Below are 12,967 nucleotides of genomic sequence, written 5' to 3'. Positions count from 1 at the left end.
TCGCAAGCTCGTGTCGGTGCTCATGACGCCACTCGCAAGCTCGTGTCGGGCCTCATCCGGCCACCCGGACGCTGGTGTCGGTGCCGAAGAGGACGAGCGTCAGGAAGAAGTCGAGGATCGCTGTGCTCACGATGGACAGCCGCACCGCGCGGCCCACCGCGACGCCGACGCCCGCCGGGCCGCCCTTCGCGTGGTAGCCGTAGTGGCAGTGGATCAGGATGACCACCGTGGCGAAGACGACGACCTTCAGATAGGACGCCAACACGTCGCTGACCGGCAGGAACAGGTCGAAGTAGTGGTCGTACGTCCCGCCCGGCAGCCCGTTGATCACGGTGACGTTGATCCGGGCCGCGGCGAAGCTCATCAGCAGGCCGATGGTGTACATCGGGATGACGGCGACGATGCCGGCGATCACCCGCGTCGTCACGAGGAAGGGGACGGACGGGACCGCCATGACCTCCAGCGCGTCGACCTCCTCGGAGATCCGCATCGCGCCGAGCTGGGCGGTGAAGCCCGCGCCCAGGGTCGCGGTCAGCGCGGACGCCGCGACCAGCGGCGCGATGTCGCGGGTCGTGAAGTACGCGGTGATGAACCCGGTCAGCGCCTCGACGCCGAGCGAGTCCAGCGCCCGGAAGCCCTGCAGGCCGACCAGCGACCCGACGAACAGCGACAGCGCGGCCATCACGCCCGCCGTGCCGAGGATGACGATCAGCGCGCCGGACCCGAAGCTGACCTCGGCCAGCAGCCGGGCGATCTCCTTCGGGTAGCGGCGCAGCGTGCGCGGGATCCACGCGACGGCGCGGGCGTAGAGCGAGAGCTGGTCGCCGAGCTCCTCCAGCCTGCGGACGGGCTCGAGGACGATGCGCGAGGCCATGTCAGATCCCCTTCGGCGGCACGAGCTCGAGGTACAGGGCCGTGAGCACGAGGTTGATCAGGAAGACGAGCACGAACGAGATGACGACGGACTGGTTCACCGCGTCGCCCACCCCCTTCGCCCCGGGCGGCGGGTTGAGCCCGCGGTAAGCGGCCACGATCCCGGCGGTGAAGCCGAACAGGAACGCCTTGACCTCGCTGACGACGATGTCGCTGACCTGGGCGATCGCCGAGAAGCTGGCGACGTACGCCCCGGGCGTCCCGCCCTGGATGATCACGTTGAAGAAGTAGCCCCCCGCCACCCCGACGACCGTGGCGACCCCGTTGAGCACGAGGGCGGTGGTGGCCATCGCCAACACCCGTGGAACGACGAGGCGCTGGATCGGCGAGATGCCGAGCACCTTCATCGCGTCGATCTCCTCGCGGATGGTGCGGGCACCGAGATCAGCACAGACGGCGCTTCCTCCCGCGCCGGAGATCAGCAGCGCGGTGACGATCGGCGCGGCCTGCTGCACGATCGCGAGCACCGAGCCCGCGCCGGTCTGGCTCTGCGCGCCGAACTGCTGGGTCAGGCTCGCCAACAGCAGCGCGATCGTGGCGCCGAAGGGGATGGTGAACAGCGCCGTGGGCAGCGCGGACACCTTCGTCACGAACCAGGTCTGCTCGATGTACTCGCGCAGCTGAAACGGCGGCCGGAAGGTCTGCCGGACGATGTCCAGGCCCAGCCCGAACATCCGGCCGACGGGGGTCAGGGCGCGGGTGAGGGGGCTGGGGCCTGCCTGCTGGGGAGCGGACACGACATTCCTCTACGAGTCCCGTGAGCCGGGGGAGCTCACGGGGGCGGGTGGGGAGCAGGTTCACGGCGGGCGGTGGGGGCCGGTCCGCCGCGACGGTCTAGCTGCGGAAGCGGTGCCTGCCGGGGCCGGAGGTCGGTCCCGACGGCGGTCGCGAGTCGGTCGGCGGGGTCACCGGTTGGCCGAGTGGGGCCTCGGGCGGGGACACGGGGGTGGGCGGATCGGGCAGGCGCGGGAGGGTTTGGGTGGGCTCCTCGGGCGCCGGACTGAACAGGTCGTGCGACGCGGGGCCGTTCGTGGCGGGGCCGTTCGTGGCGGGGCCGTTCGTGGAGGGGGCGCCGTACGGGGCGGCGCCGACGGCCGTGGGTCGGGCCTGCGGGGCCTGCTGCTCGGCCTGCGACCGGCGGATCGCCTCCTGCGCGGCGGGCGGGAGGGTGTGCATCATCTCCTCGACCCGGCGCTGCCGCCGCCCGACCGCCTTGCGCTCCGGCAGCCCCGCGGTGGCCTCGAGCTGCGGCTTGATCGGCGGCAGCCCGGACAGCTCCTCGACCTCGGCCATCTCGCGCTGGGCCTGGGCGGTGTCCTTCTCCTCGCTCATGCCGATCGGGCCCTGGCGGCGGCCGTTGAGGAACTGGGCGACCACCGGGTCGTCGCTGGTCAGCAGCACCTCACGCGGCCCGAACATGGCCAGGTGCTTGCGGTAGAGCATGCCGATGTTGTCCGGCACGGTCTGCGCGGTGTTGATGTCGTGGGTGACGATCAGGAACGTCGAGTCCGTCTGCGCGTTCAGGTCGATGATGAGCTGGTTCAGGTACGCCGTACGGACGGGGTCGAGACCGGAGTCCGGCTCGTCGAACAGGATGATCTCGGGGTCCAGCACGAGCGCCCGGGCCAGGCCCGCGCGCTTGCGCATCCCACCGGAGATCTCGCCCGGCAGCTTGGACTCGTCGCCCTTGAGCCCCACCATGTCCATCTTCTCCGCGACGATGTCGCGGATCTGGGACTCGGACTTCTTCGTGTGCTCGCGCAGCGGGAAGGCGATGTTGTCGTAGAGGTTCATCGAGCCGAAGAGCGCGCCGTCCTGGAACAGCACGCCGAACAGCTTCCGGATGTCGTAGAGCCTCGACTCCGAGCATCGCACGAGGTCGGTGTCGTGGATGACGATCGAGCCCTTCTCCGGCTTGAGCAGCCCGATCAGCGACTTGAGGAACACCGACTTGCCCGTGCCGGACGGGCCCAGCAGTACGCTGACCTCGCCGGGCGGGAGCGTCAGCGTGACGTCCGACCAGATGTTGGCGCGTCCGAAGGACTTGGTCAGTCCCTCGACCCTCACCTCGACACCGGGCACGTCGCCTCCTTGCGCGTTCGGTGCACCCGCTTCTGGGCGGACGCCTCCTGCAGCGTCCAACGAGCGCACCGCACTCCGGTTACTGCCCAGTATTTCCGGCACCCGTGCCACTCACCCGACGACCTGAGAACGTCGGCGACGGGCCGTGACGAGGACTTCGCGAATCGACGTCCATTGCTCACGCAACGACTCGGCGTTGGTCCGAACGGCCCCATGTCGGTACAACAGCCGTCTCAGGATCTGGATGGAGTGACGGGGGTGGATATCACCCGATCGGAGTACGTGTCGTGAGGCACCGGGCACCCCGTGGGGAAGGTCCCGAGCCGCCGGACGTCGAATCCGTCGGGGTAGCTGCGGATGTTCGGCAGGTCCCGGACGAACTGCGGGCGGGTGCGCACCGGGAACCACCGGACGACCCGGCCGCGCAGCCGCAGCGCGCCCCGGGAGAGCACCTGGAACCAGCGAGGCGGGGCCGTGTAGCGGAAGGCCTCGCGCAGCGGCGCGTCCATCAGCGACCGGGAGAAGGCGTCGATCAGCGTCGTCGGAGCCTTGTCGTTCGGCGGGAAGGTGCACAGCAGCGCGAGGGTGGAGTCCGCGACCGCGCGGCCGCCCGGGTCGAAGGCGAAGTGCTCGCGCTCGTAGGCGTCGTGCAGCGCGGCGAACTCCTGCCAGGTGTCCGGGATCCCCTTGATCCCCATGTGCCTGCCGAGCTCGCGGTAGTAGTTCGCGCTGGCCCGCTTCTCGGTCTCGGAGAAGGGCCGCCAGCCGTAGGCGTCCATCCACCGGATCGGGCTGACGACGAACGTGGCCAGCGTGTACAGCAGGTCCCCGTTGCCGATCGGGTAGCTGCGGTGCATCTGGTTCATGCGCCGGATCGCGTCCGTCCCGGTGCCGGTGAACCCGTGCTCCAGGACGGCCTCGAGGATCAGACCCGTGTCGTCGTACCGCTTCTGGACGCGCTCGGTGAACTCCCCCGTCTCGGCCAGGAGCTTGCCGATGGTCGGCACCGCGTAGGTGCGGAACAGCGCGAAGGACAGCGCCTGGTTGATGTCCCACGGGAACTCGTAGTGGGACATGAGCTGGTTGATCTCGACGTAGTCGACGTCGGGATCGAGCTGCTCGATCTCGCGGAGCCGGGCGTATCTGGAGCTGATGCCGACTCTGCGGGAGGGAGTGCGTCGTCGGGAGCTCATACCGCGGCCAGCTCCTTCCGGTCCTCCTCGTGGAAGCGCTCCTCGAGGGCCTCCGGGGAGGCGTCGACGTCGATGCTGAGCAGGTCCGCGCCGCGCGCCGACTCGATGGCACCGAGCCTGCGGCCCAGCTTGTCCATCGCGTACTCGGCCATCTCGGAGATGTCGATGCCGAAGGGCACGTCCTCGAACTGCTCGAAGGTCGCGGTGACGACGCCCATCGCCGGGACGAGCAGCTCCTGCATCCGCTCGTCGACGGCGTCGAACAGCGTGTCGTCGGCGGCGACGTGGCGGCGGCAGGTGAAGGTGCCCCACGCCATGTGGCGCCGCTCGTCGTCCCCGATGTGCTTGATCACCTGCTGGATGCCGGGGAGGATCCCGCGGCTCGCGCACACCTTCTGCCAGGCGTAGTAGCCGGTCAGCGCCAACGTGCCCTCGACGATGTGGTTGTAGGTGACCGACGCCCGGATCTGGTTGCGCGGGCTGGGGTCGATCGCGAGCGCGTACAGGGAGTCCGGCAGCTGCTTGGTGAAGATCTCCATGTAGGCGTCGTTGTAGGTGAGGAACTCGTGGAGGTCGCCGGTCATGCCGACGGCGTCGAACCAGAGCCGGAAGGCCTGCGTGTGCTTGGCCTCCTCGTACACGAACTGGGTCAGGTACATCTCGTCGGCGAAGCGGCCCTCGGCGGCCATCGCCGCGACGAAGGGCTGCAGGTCCTGGGTCACCGACTCCTCGCCGGCGAGGAACTGGGCGGCCAGCGCGCAGGTCCACCAGCGCTCGTCGTCGCTCATCGCCGCGAAGTCGCGCGCGTCCTGGGTGAAGTCGATGCCCGCCGGGTCCCAGTGCCTGCCGTTGCCCTTGCGGAACAGCCGCATCGGGAAGGAGTCCGGTTTGATCCCCTGCGGACTCAGCGAGGCGAACCCCTGGCGTTTTCCGTGTTCGATCACGTCGGCTCCTCTGCCGGTCGGAATCGGATGAGCCCTCGGATGTTCCGGCCGGCCCGCATGTCCTCGTACCCCTCGTTCACCTGGTCGAGGGTGTACTCCTTGGTGATCAGCTCGCGGAGCTTGAGCCTGCCGAGGTTGTGCAGCTCCAGCAGGCGCGGGACGTCGTGCCGGCCGTTGGAGCTGCCGAACAGGGCGCCGCGGATCTGCTTCTCGTAGAGCGTGAGCTCCAGCAGGGACAGGCTCGCGGTCTCCTGCTCGGCCTTGCCCAGGGCGGTCACCACGACCCGCCCCCGCTTGCCGACGAGCTGCAGCGCGGGCTGGAGATCGTCGCCGTCCGCCACGCCGGTGGTGAGGATCGCGGCGTCGGCGAGCTGGCCGCGGGTGAGCTCGGAGATGATCGGCCAGGCCTCGTCGATGCTGCTCGCGACGTGGGTCGCGCCCAGCTCGATGGCCTTCTCCCGCTTGAACTCGACCGGGTCCACGGCGACGACGTACCGGCAGCCGGCGTTGACCGCGCCCTGGATCGCGTTGGCCCCGATCCCGCCGATCCCGATGACGACGGCCGCGTCGCCCGCCCGCAGGTCGGCCGTGCGGACCGCGGAACCGAACCCGGTGGTGACACCGCAGCCGACGAGGGCCGCGAGGTCCAGCGGGAAGCCCTCGTCGATCTTCACGACGGACTTCACCGGCACCACGGTGTGCTGGGCGAACGTGCCGAGCAGACACATCTGCCCGACGTCCTCGCCGCGCGCGTGCACCCGGTAGGTGCCGTCGAGCTGGGGGCCGAGGGTGGCGCCCGCGCCGTCGTCGCAGAGCGAGGTCATGCCGCGCACACAGTAGGAGCAGCGGCCGCAGCTGGGCAGGAAGGTCATCACGACCGGATCGCCCACGGCCACCTCGGTCACCCCGGGCCCGACCTCGCGCACCCGGCCCGCGCCCTCGTGCCCGCCCACCATCGGGTAGGCGACGGGGAGGTCACCGGTGACGAGGTGTTCGTCGGAGTGGCACAGCCCGGAGGCCGTCAGCTCGACGAGCACCTCACCGGGGCCGGGCGGGTCGAGCTCGACCTCCTCGACCTCCCACTTGCCACCCTGTTCCCACAGCACCGCTGCTCGGGTCCTCATGGCACCGAATCATGACGCGCGCCACAACGGACCGCAGGGGCCCACGGGGTCCGCAGCTGACCCGCCCGGGCCGGCAGCGGGTCGCTCAGGCCGGGTCCAGGGAGAGGATGAGCCGCGCGACCAACCCCCCGCCCTCCCGCGGCTCCAGGGTCAGCTCGCCGTTCATGGCCCCCACCAGCGCCTCCACGATCCACAGGCCCAGGCCCGCGGTGCCGCGGCGCTCGCCCAGGGCGACCCCCTTCGTCGTCACCAGGCCCTCCTGGCCCGGCGGGAGCCCGGGGCCCCGGTCGCGGACCTCGGCCGCCAGCACACCGTCCGAGTAGGACAGGGCCAGCTCGACGGGCGAGTCGCCGCTGTGTCGCGCCGCGTTCTCGGCGAGGTTGGTGAGCACCCGGCGCAACCGCTGGGGATCGCAGCGCACGGCGGCACCGGGCGGCTCGACCGTGATCCGCCGACGGTCCGGCGCCACCGCCGCGGCGTCCAGCACGGCCTCGGCCAGCTCCCCCAGCACCACACGCCGGTCGGTGACCCGGCCGAGCGGGCTGCCGTCCCGCACGGCGAGGTCGGCCAGGCCCTCGAGCATGTCCCGCAGGTGCACCGCGTGCTCGGCCAGCAGCCGGATCGCGGTGTCCGCGGCCTGCGGGGCCAGCCTGCCCGCGGCGAGGTCACCGGTCAGGGCGGTCAGGGACGCGACGGGGGTGCGGAACTCGTGCAGGACGACCCGCACCCCGTCGAGCCGGGCCTGCTGCGCGGCGACCAGCCGGGCCCGTAGCCCGCGCTCGGACAACAGCTTCTCGTGCTCTGCCAGCTCCCGTGCGCGGGACTCCGCGGCGACCGCGAGCTGTCGCTCCAACATCCGGACCAGCACCCCGACCAGGACGGCCGCCGCGACGAGGAACCCGCTCCACCACGCCCCGGTCAGCAGCCGCTCGGACAGCGGGACGTCCGGGTCGGAGCCGACCACGCAGGCGACCGTGAACCCGAACCCCACCCCCAGCGCCCCGAGCCGGCCCAGCACCGGCCCGCTGCGCAGCGACATGGCGATCGCGATGAGCGGGAGCACCGCCACGAAGATGCTGTCCGCACCCCCGGTGAGCCCGCACGCGACCAGGACCAGCACGCCGTCGATCACGGTGATCACCGCGGGCCGGGCGGGCAGCGGTCGTTCCGCCCACTCGGTGACGAGCAGCGCGGCAGCGTAGACGGCCGTGGCCGCGACGATCACCCACACCACCAGCATCCGGCCCCGGGCCAGCTCCGGGCCGATGACCAGCGCCAACCCGACGGCGGCCACCACCGCCGCGCGGATCACCACCGCGGCGCGCTCCTCGGCCGAGTCCGAGCGCCGCGTCCACGGGCCGTAGACCTCCACGCGGGCCTCCCTCCACCGATCGGCGCAGCGTAGCTACGCTCCCCCCGTGCCGGAGGGGCCCTACACCGTCGTCATCGTGGACGACCACGCCCTGTTCGCCCAGGGTCTCGCCCTGTTGCTGGAGTCTCGCGCCGGGGAGACCTTCCGGGTCGTCGGGTCCGCGACGGCGGGCGAGGAGGCGGTCGCGCTCGTCGGCAGGAACCGTGCGGACGTGGCCATCGTCGACCTGGCGCTGCCGCCGCTCGGTGGAGTGGAGACCATCCGACGGATGAAGGCCGCCTACCCGGACACCCGGGTACTGGCGCTGTCCGGCACCGAGGACCTCGACCTCGCCGCCGCGGCCCTGCGCGCCGGAGCGGACGGGTACCTCGGGAAGTCCGCCGATCCGGACGTGCTGGTCGCGCCGCTGCTGTCGGTGCTGGCCGGGGTCCGGGTGGTCCGCGCCGAGCTGCTCGACGCGCTGCTGGTCTCCGCCGACCGCACCGCGGACGGGCTGCTGGACCGGCTGTCCGAACGGGACGTCGAGCTGTGGCGGCTGCTCGCGCGGGGCCTGGAGACGAGCGAGATCGCCCGCCCGATGCTGGTCAGCGAGCGCACGGCGAAGCGCATGATCGCCTCCCTGCTGCACAAGCTGGGTGCGGCCAACCGGATCGAGGCGGCCGCGCTGGCCGGTCGCGCAGGCCTGCTCGACTGAGCCGCGCCCGGCCGACGACGGCACGGCGACTCCCGTCCGTCGGGCCGGGATGACACCTCCGGGCCAGGGGTGGCCCGGTCGGGGGGTCGCCCCGGTCGGCAGGCCCCGCCACACTTCCCGCATCCGACCGAGAGGGGCTGCATCGTGGCGGCGTTCCAGAACGAGGCCGAGGTCTACGAGTACCTCGGGGGTGTGTTCCGGATGGGCATGGAGGACGCGGCCCTGGTCGAGAAGCTCAAGCCCTCCGGTGTCGTCCTGCGCATCACCTACACCGACCCCGACGCGGTGCTGACCGTGGACATGCCGAACTCCGAGATCTTCGAGGGGCCGGATCGGGGGCCGCAGCCCAACGTCGAGCTGTTCATGACCGCGGACACCGGCAACCGCTTCTGGCTCGGCAAGGTCGTACTGCCGGTCGCGCTGGCCAAGGGCCACGTCCGTGCGAAGGGCCCGGTGGCCACGCTGCTGAAGGTGCTGCCGCTGGCCAAGGGCCTCTTCGGGCCCTACCGGGCGAGCCTGGAGGAGAAGGGCAGGTCGGACCTGCTCAACGCCTGATCGGGTGATCGAGAGCACCGCCGTACGGCCCAGTGAGTGATACTCCGGCCGTGGACTCGCCGCGGCACGCCCGCGCTCTCCCGGACACGTTGACCGTGGACGTGCAGATGTGGACGCCCCTGCGCGGGCGACTGCACGACTTCACGACGCTCGAGTGCGACACCCCCCGGCCCCTGCCTCGCGACGACGACGAGTGGCACCGCTGGGCGGTGGCCGTACTCGACGCCGTCGCGAGGCGGGACGACTGGCAGCCGGGGCGCTACTACTTCCGCGCCGAGGTGCTCGACGACGCAGGCCGCCAGGCCGAGGTGCTCACGCAGGACCACTGGGAGTACCGGACGTAGCCCGGGACCGTGGCGGCCGCTCCAGCGCGTATCGGAACCTCCACCACGCGGCCTTGAGGTCGCCCCACGGCGTGGCCCTGTACCGGGGGGCGTCGCGCAGGGACCGGCTGTCCGCGCCGTAGCGCGGCGCCAGGAGCGCGATGAGGACGAGGACCGAGAGCAGGATCGTGGCTGTCATGGCTCCATCGTGCGTAGGATTGGCCTGGTTCGGTATAGCCAATTCAGCAGAGGTGGCCTGATGGACCACGCGACCCGTCGGATCGGGAGCGGGAGCTTCGCGCGCCTGCTCGGTACCTGGCGCCCGCCGGACGACCGCGGGTTGGCCGTGGCGCTCGCCGACCGCGTCCGGTTGCTCGTGCTCGACGGCAGGCTGCCGATCGGTACCCGCGTCCCGGCCGAGCGCGAGCTGGCCGGTGCGCTGGACGTCAGCCGGACGACCGTCGCCGCCGCCTACGAGACCCTGCGCGCGGACGGGTACCTGGAGAGCAGGCGCGGGGCGGGCAGCTGGACGCGGGTCCCCGCGACCGCGGTCACGGAGCCGGACGCCTACGCCGTCGAGACGCCGTTCTCGCCGCTGACCGGGGGCGGGCTGACCGACCTCGCCCACGCGGCGCCGGCCGCCCCGACGGACGCGATCCGCAAGGCGACCGTCGCCGCCGTCGGCGACCTGGACGGCCACCTCGGGGGGCACGGCTACTCGTTGGCCGGGACCCCTGCCCTGCGCGAGGCCGTCGCGCGGCGGTTCACCGACCGCGGCGTGCCCACCACGCCGGACCAGATCCTGGTCACCACCGGGGCGCAGAACGCGATCGTGCTGGTCCTGGCCCTGTTCACCGGCCCCGGCGACCGCGTCCTGGTCGAGCACCCCACCTATCCGAACGCGCTCGACGCCATCCGCGGCCGCGGCGCCCGCCCGGTGCCGGTCCCGCTCACCGCGGCCGCGACGACGGTCGGCCCCGCCTCCGCGAGCTGGGACCTCGACCTGTTGCGCGACACGATCCGGGACGCCAACCCGGCCTTGACCTACCTCGTGCCGGACTTCCACAACCCCACCGGCGCGGTGATGACGCCGCAGGAGCGCGCGGGCGTCGTCGAGCTGGCGCGGCGGACCCGCACCCCGCTGGTGGTCGACGAGACCCTCGCCGAGCTCCCGCTCGACGTCCCGACCCCGCAGCCGGTCGCCGCCCATGCCCCCGACTCCCCGCTGGTCGTGACGATCGGCTCGGCGAGCAAGGTCTTCTGGGGCGGGCTACGGATCGGCTGGATCCGGGCCGCACCCGCCGTGATCCGCCGCATCGCCGCCCTTCGACCCGCGGTGGACCTCGGCGGGGCGGTGCTGGACCAGCTGGTCACCGCGCGCCTGGTGGACGACGTCGAGGCCGTCGTCGCCGAGCGCCAGGCGGATCTGCGCGCGGCCCGTGCGGACCTGCTCGCCGGGCTCGCCCGGTCCTTCCCCCAGTGGCACCCGAACCGGCCGACCGGCGGCCTGAGCCTGTGGGTCGACCTCGGCGAGCCGGTGTCGAGCCTGCTGACCGGGGCCGCCCGGCGGCACGGCGTGCTGCTGGCGGCGGGCCCCCGCTTCGGGCTCGACGGGGCCTTCGAGCGCTACATCCGACTCCCGTTCACGCTGCGCCCGGACCGGATGGCCACGGCACTCGAACGGCTCACCGCGGCCTGGCAGGGTCTGCACCATCAGCCGGATGGTGACGTCGCCGACTCCATCGCCGTCGCCTGACCGGCTACGCTGCTGAACGATCGATCGATAGGAGATTGCACGTGGCATCACGCAGCGGACCCCTCGCCGGGGTACGGGTCGTCGAGCTGGCCGGGATCGGACCCGGGCCGCACGCGGCGATGATCCTGGCCGACCTCGGGGCGGAGGTCGTGCGGATCGACCGGCCCGGCGGCCTGCAGCTCGGCACGGCCGCCGCCGACCCCACGCTGCGCGGGCGGCGCCGGGTGGCGGCGGACCTGAAGAGCCCCGAGGGCCGCGAGACGGTGCTCGCGCTCGTCGAGAAGGCGGACGTCCTGCTGGAGGGCTACCGCCCGGGCGTCACCGAGCGGCTCGGCGTGGGTCCGGCGGACTGCCACGCCCGCAACCCGCGGCTGGTCTACGGCCGGATGACCGGCTGGGGCCAGGAGGGCCCGATGGCCGCGCGGGCGGGCCACGACATCAACTACATCGCCCTGACCGGGGCGCTGCACGCCATCGGCCGCGGGAACGGCGAGCGTCCGGTGCCGCCGCTGAACCTGGTCGGGGACTTCGGCGGCGGCTCGATGCTGCTGGTCATCGGCGTGCTCGCGGCGCTGTTCGAGGCCCGCGGCTCCGGCGAGGGCCAGGTCGTGGACACCGCGATGGTGGACGGTGCGAGCCTGCTCGTGCAGATGGTCTGGTCGATGCTGAACTCGAAGATCTGGCAGGACAGCCCGGGCAGCAACCTGCTGGACGGCTACGCGCCCTTCTACGACACCTACACCTGCGCGGACGGCAAGCACATGGCCGTGGGTGCGATCGAGCCCCAGTTCTACGCCGAGCTGCTCACGGGCCTGGGGATCGACCCGGAGTCGCTGCCCCCGCAGACGGAGGTGCAGTCCTGGCCCGCCATCAAGGCGCGCTTCACCGAGGTCTTCCTGACCCGGACCCGTGACGAGTGGGCCGCGGTCTTCGACGGCACGGACGCCTGCACCACACCGGTCCTGGCCTTCGGCGAGGTCGCCGCGCACCCGCACATGGCGGCGCGGAACACGATCGTCAGCCCGGACGACGTGGCCCAGGCCGCCCCGGCACCTCGCTTCTCCCGCACCGCCACCGAGGTGCCCGGCGCACCCGGCGATCTCGAGACCGTCGACACGATCCTGGCCGACTGGACCTGAGCCCGTCGGACTCGCGAGCGGTGGGGTCGGACTCGCGGTGGGACGCACGAATGCCCCCTCCCGGTGCGGGAGGGGGCATTCGGCGTTGCGGAGGCTCAGACGGTCTCGTCCACCAGCAGGTTGCGGGTGCGGTTCGGGTCGACCGGGATGCCCGGGCCCGAGGTCGTGGAGACCGTGATCTTCTTGATGTAGCGGCCCTTGGCGGCCGACGGCTTGGCGCGCAGGATCTCGTCCAGCGCCGCGCCGTAGTTCTCCACCAGCTTCTCGGTGTCGAACGAGGCCTTCCCGATGACCAGGTGCAGGTTGGCCTGCTTGTCCACCCGGAAGTTGATCTTGCCGCCCTTGATCTCGTTGACGGCCTTGGCCACGTCCGGGGTGACGGTGCCGGTCTTCGGGTTCGGCATCAGGCCACGCGGGCCGAGGATGCGCGCGATCCGACCGACCTTGGCCATCTGGTCCGGGGTGGCGATGGCGGCGTCGAAGTCCAGCCAGCCGCCCTGGATCCGCTCGATGAGGTCCTCGGCGCCGACGACGTCCGCGCCCGCGGCCTCGGCCTCGGCGGCCCGGTCACCGACGGCGAACACGATCACTCGGGCGGTCTTGCCGGTCCCGTGGGGCAGGTTCACGGTCCCGCGGACCATCTGGTCCGCCTTGCGGGGGTCGACACCCAGCCGCATGGCGACCTCGACGGTCGGGTCGTAGTTGGTGCTCGCGGTCTCCTTGGCCAGCTTGGCGGCCTCGAGCGGCGAGTAGAGGGCGTCGCGGTCGATCTTCGCCGCGGCGGCCTCGTAGACCTTGCTGCGCTTTGCCATCTTCAGTCCTTCTCAGAAGATCGTGGTAGGAGCCGCGCTC

Annotated in this window: 13 protein-coding genes; 5 read left to right on the top strand and 8 right to left on the bottom strand. The window is 71.9% G+C overall.

The window, feature by feature from the left end:
* Positions 1-52: 52 nt before the first annotated feature.
* From ABD993_RS16620 to ABD993_RS16590, 7 genes are all read right to left on the bottom strand, one after another.
* On the bottom strand, positions 53-874 hold the full coding sequence (locus ABD993_RS16620) for an MlaE family ABC transporter permease (RefSeq protein ID WP_345418602.1): 822 nt from the start codon (positions 872-874) through the stop codon (positions 53-55).
* Position 875: 1 nt separating this feature from the next.
* Complete coding sequence (locus ABD993_RS16615; protein WP_345418903.1) at positions 876-1,607, bottom strand: MlaE family ABC transporter permease; 732 nt, start codon at positions 1,605-1,607, stop codon at positions 876-878.
* A 160-nt stretch (positions 1,608-1,767) separates the two neighbouring features.
* Positions 1,768-3,015 (bottom strand): ABC transporter ATP-binding protein, encoded by a 1,248-nt coding sequence (locus tag ABD993_RS16610; protein ID WP_345418599.1) that lies wholly within the window; start codon positions 3,013-3,015, stop codon positions 1,768-1,770.
* Positions 3,016-3,248: 233 nt separating this feature from the next.
* Positions 3,249-4,208, bottom strand: coding sequence for an oxygenase MpaB family protein (locus ABD993_RS16605; protein WP_345418596.1), 960 nt, complete (start codon positions 4,206-4,208; stop codon positions 3,249-3,251).
* Positions 4,205-5,152 (bottom strand): R2-like ligand-binding oxidase, encoded by a 948-nt coding sequence (locus ABD993_RS16600; protein ID WP_345418593.1) that lies wholly within the window; start codon positions 5,150-5,152, stop codon positions 4,205-4,207. The genes ABD993_RS16605 and ABD993_RS16600 overlap by 4 nt, the downstream gene beginning before the upstream one ends.
* Entirely contained in the window at positions 5,149-6,276 is a 1,128-nt protein-coding gene (locus ABD993_RS16595) for an NDMA-dependent alcohol dehydrogenase (protein ID WP_345418590.1), read from the bottom strand. Before ABD993_RS16595 ends, ABD993_RS16600 begins: the two co-directional genes overlap by 4 nt.
* A gap of 85 nt (positions 6,277-6,361) precedes the next feature.
* Positions 6,362-7,648, bottom strand: a complete 1,287-nt coding sequence (locus tag ABD993_RS16590) for a sensor histidine kinase (protein ID WP_345418587.1) — start codon at positions 7,646-7,648, stop codon at positions 6,362-6,364.
* A 46-nt stretch (positions 7,649-7,694) separates the two neighbouring features.
* Between ABD993_RS16590 and ABD993_RS16585 the strand changes: the two genes are divergently transcribed.
* From ABD993_RS16585 to ABD993_RS16565, 5 genes are all read left to right on the top strand, one after another.
* Complete coding sequence (locus ABD993_RS16585) at positions 7,695-8,342, top strand: response regulator (RefSeq protein ID WP_345418584.1); 648 nt, start codon at positions 7,695-7,697, stop codon at positions 8,340-8,342.
* A gap of 144 nt (positions 8,343-8,486) precedes the next feature.
* Complete coding sequence (locus ABD993_RS16580; protein ID WP_345418581.1) at positions 8,487-8,897, top strand: sterol carrier protein; 411 nt, start codon at positions 8,487-8,489, stop codon at positions 8,895-8,897.
* 50 nt (positions 8,898-8,947) lie between these two features.
* Entirely contained in the window at positions 8,948-9,241 is a 294-nt protein-coding gene (locus ABD993_RS16575; protein WP_345418578.1) for a hypothetical protein, read from the top strand.
* Between the two features lie 238 nt (positions 9,242-9,479).
* Positions 9,480-10,976: a MocR-like transcription factor YczR gene (yczR, locus tag ABD993_RS16570; RefSeq protein WP_345418575.1), complete on the top strand. Its 1,497-nt coding sequence runs from the start codon at positions 9,480-9,482 to the stop codon at positions 10,974-10,976.
* A 41-nt stretch (positions 10,977-11,017) separates the two neighbouring features.
* Positions 11,018-12,115 carry a CaiB/BaiF CoA transferase family protein gene (locus ABD993_RS16565; protein ID WP_345418572.1) on the top strand — a complete coding sequence of 366 codons (1,098 nt, stop codon included), beginning with the start codon at positions 11,018-11,020 and terminating at the stop codon, positions 12,113-12,115.
* Between the two features lie 95 nt (positions 12,116-12,210).
* Here ABD993_RS16565 and rplA read toward each other — a convergent pair whose 3' ends face one another.
* Entirely contained in the window at positions 12,211-12,927 is a 717-nt protein-coding gene (gene rplA / locus ABD993_RS16560) for a 50S ribosomal protein L1 (RefSeq protein ID WP_345418570.1), read from the bottom strand.
* Positions 12,928-12,967 lie beyond the last annotated feature (40 nt).

It is taken from the genome of Pseudonocardia xishanensis (genome assembly GCF_039541715.1).
Lineage (GTDB): Bacteria > Actinomycetota > Actinomycetes > Mycobacteriales > Pseudonocardiaceae > Pseudonocardia > Pseudonocardia xishanensis.
This window is presented reverse-complemented; position numbering and strand designations above follow the sequence as displayed.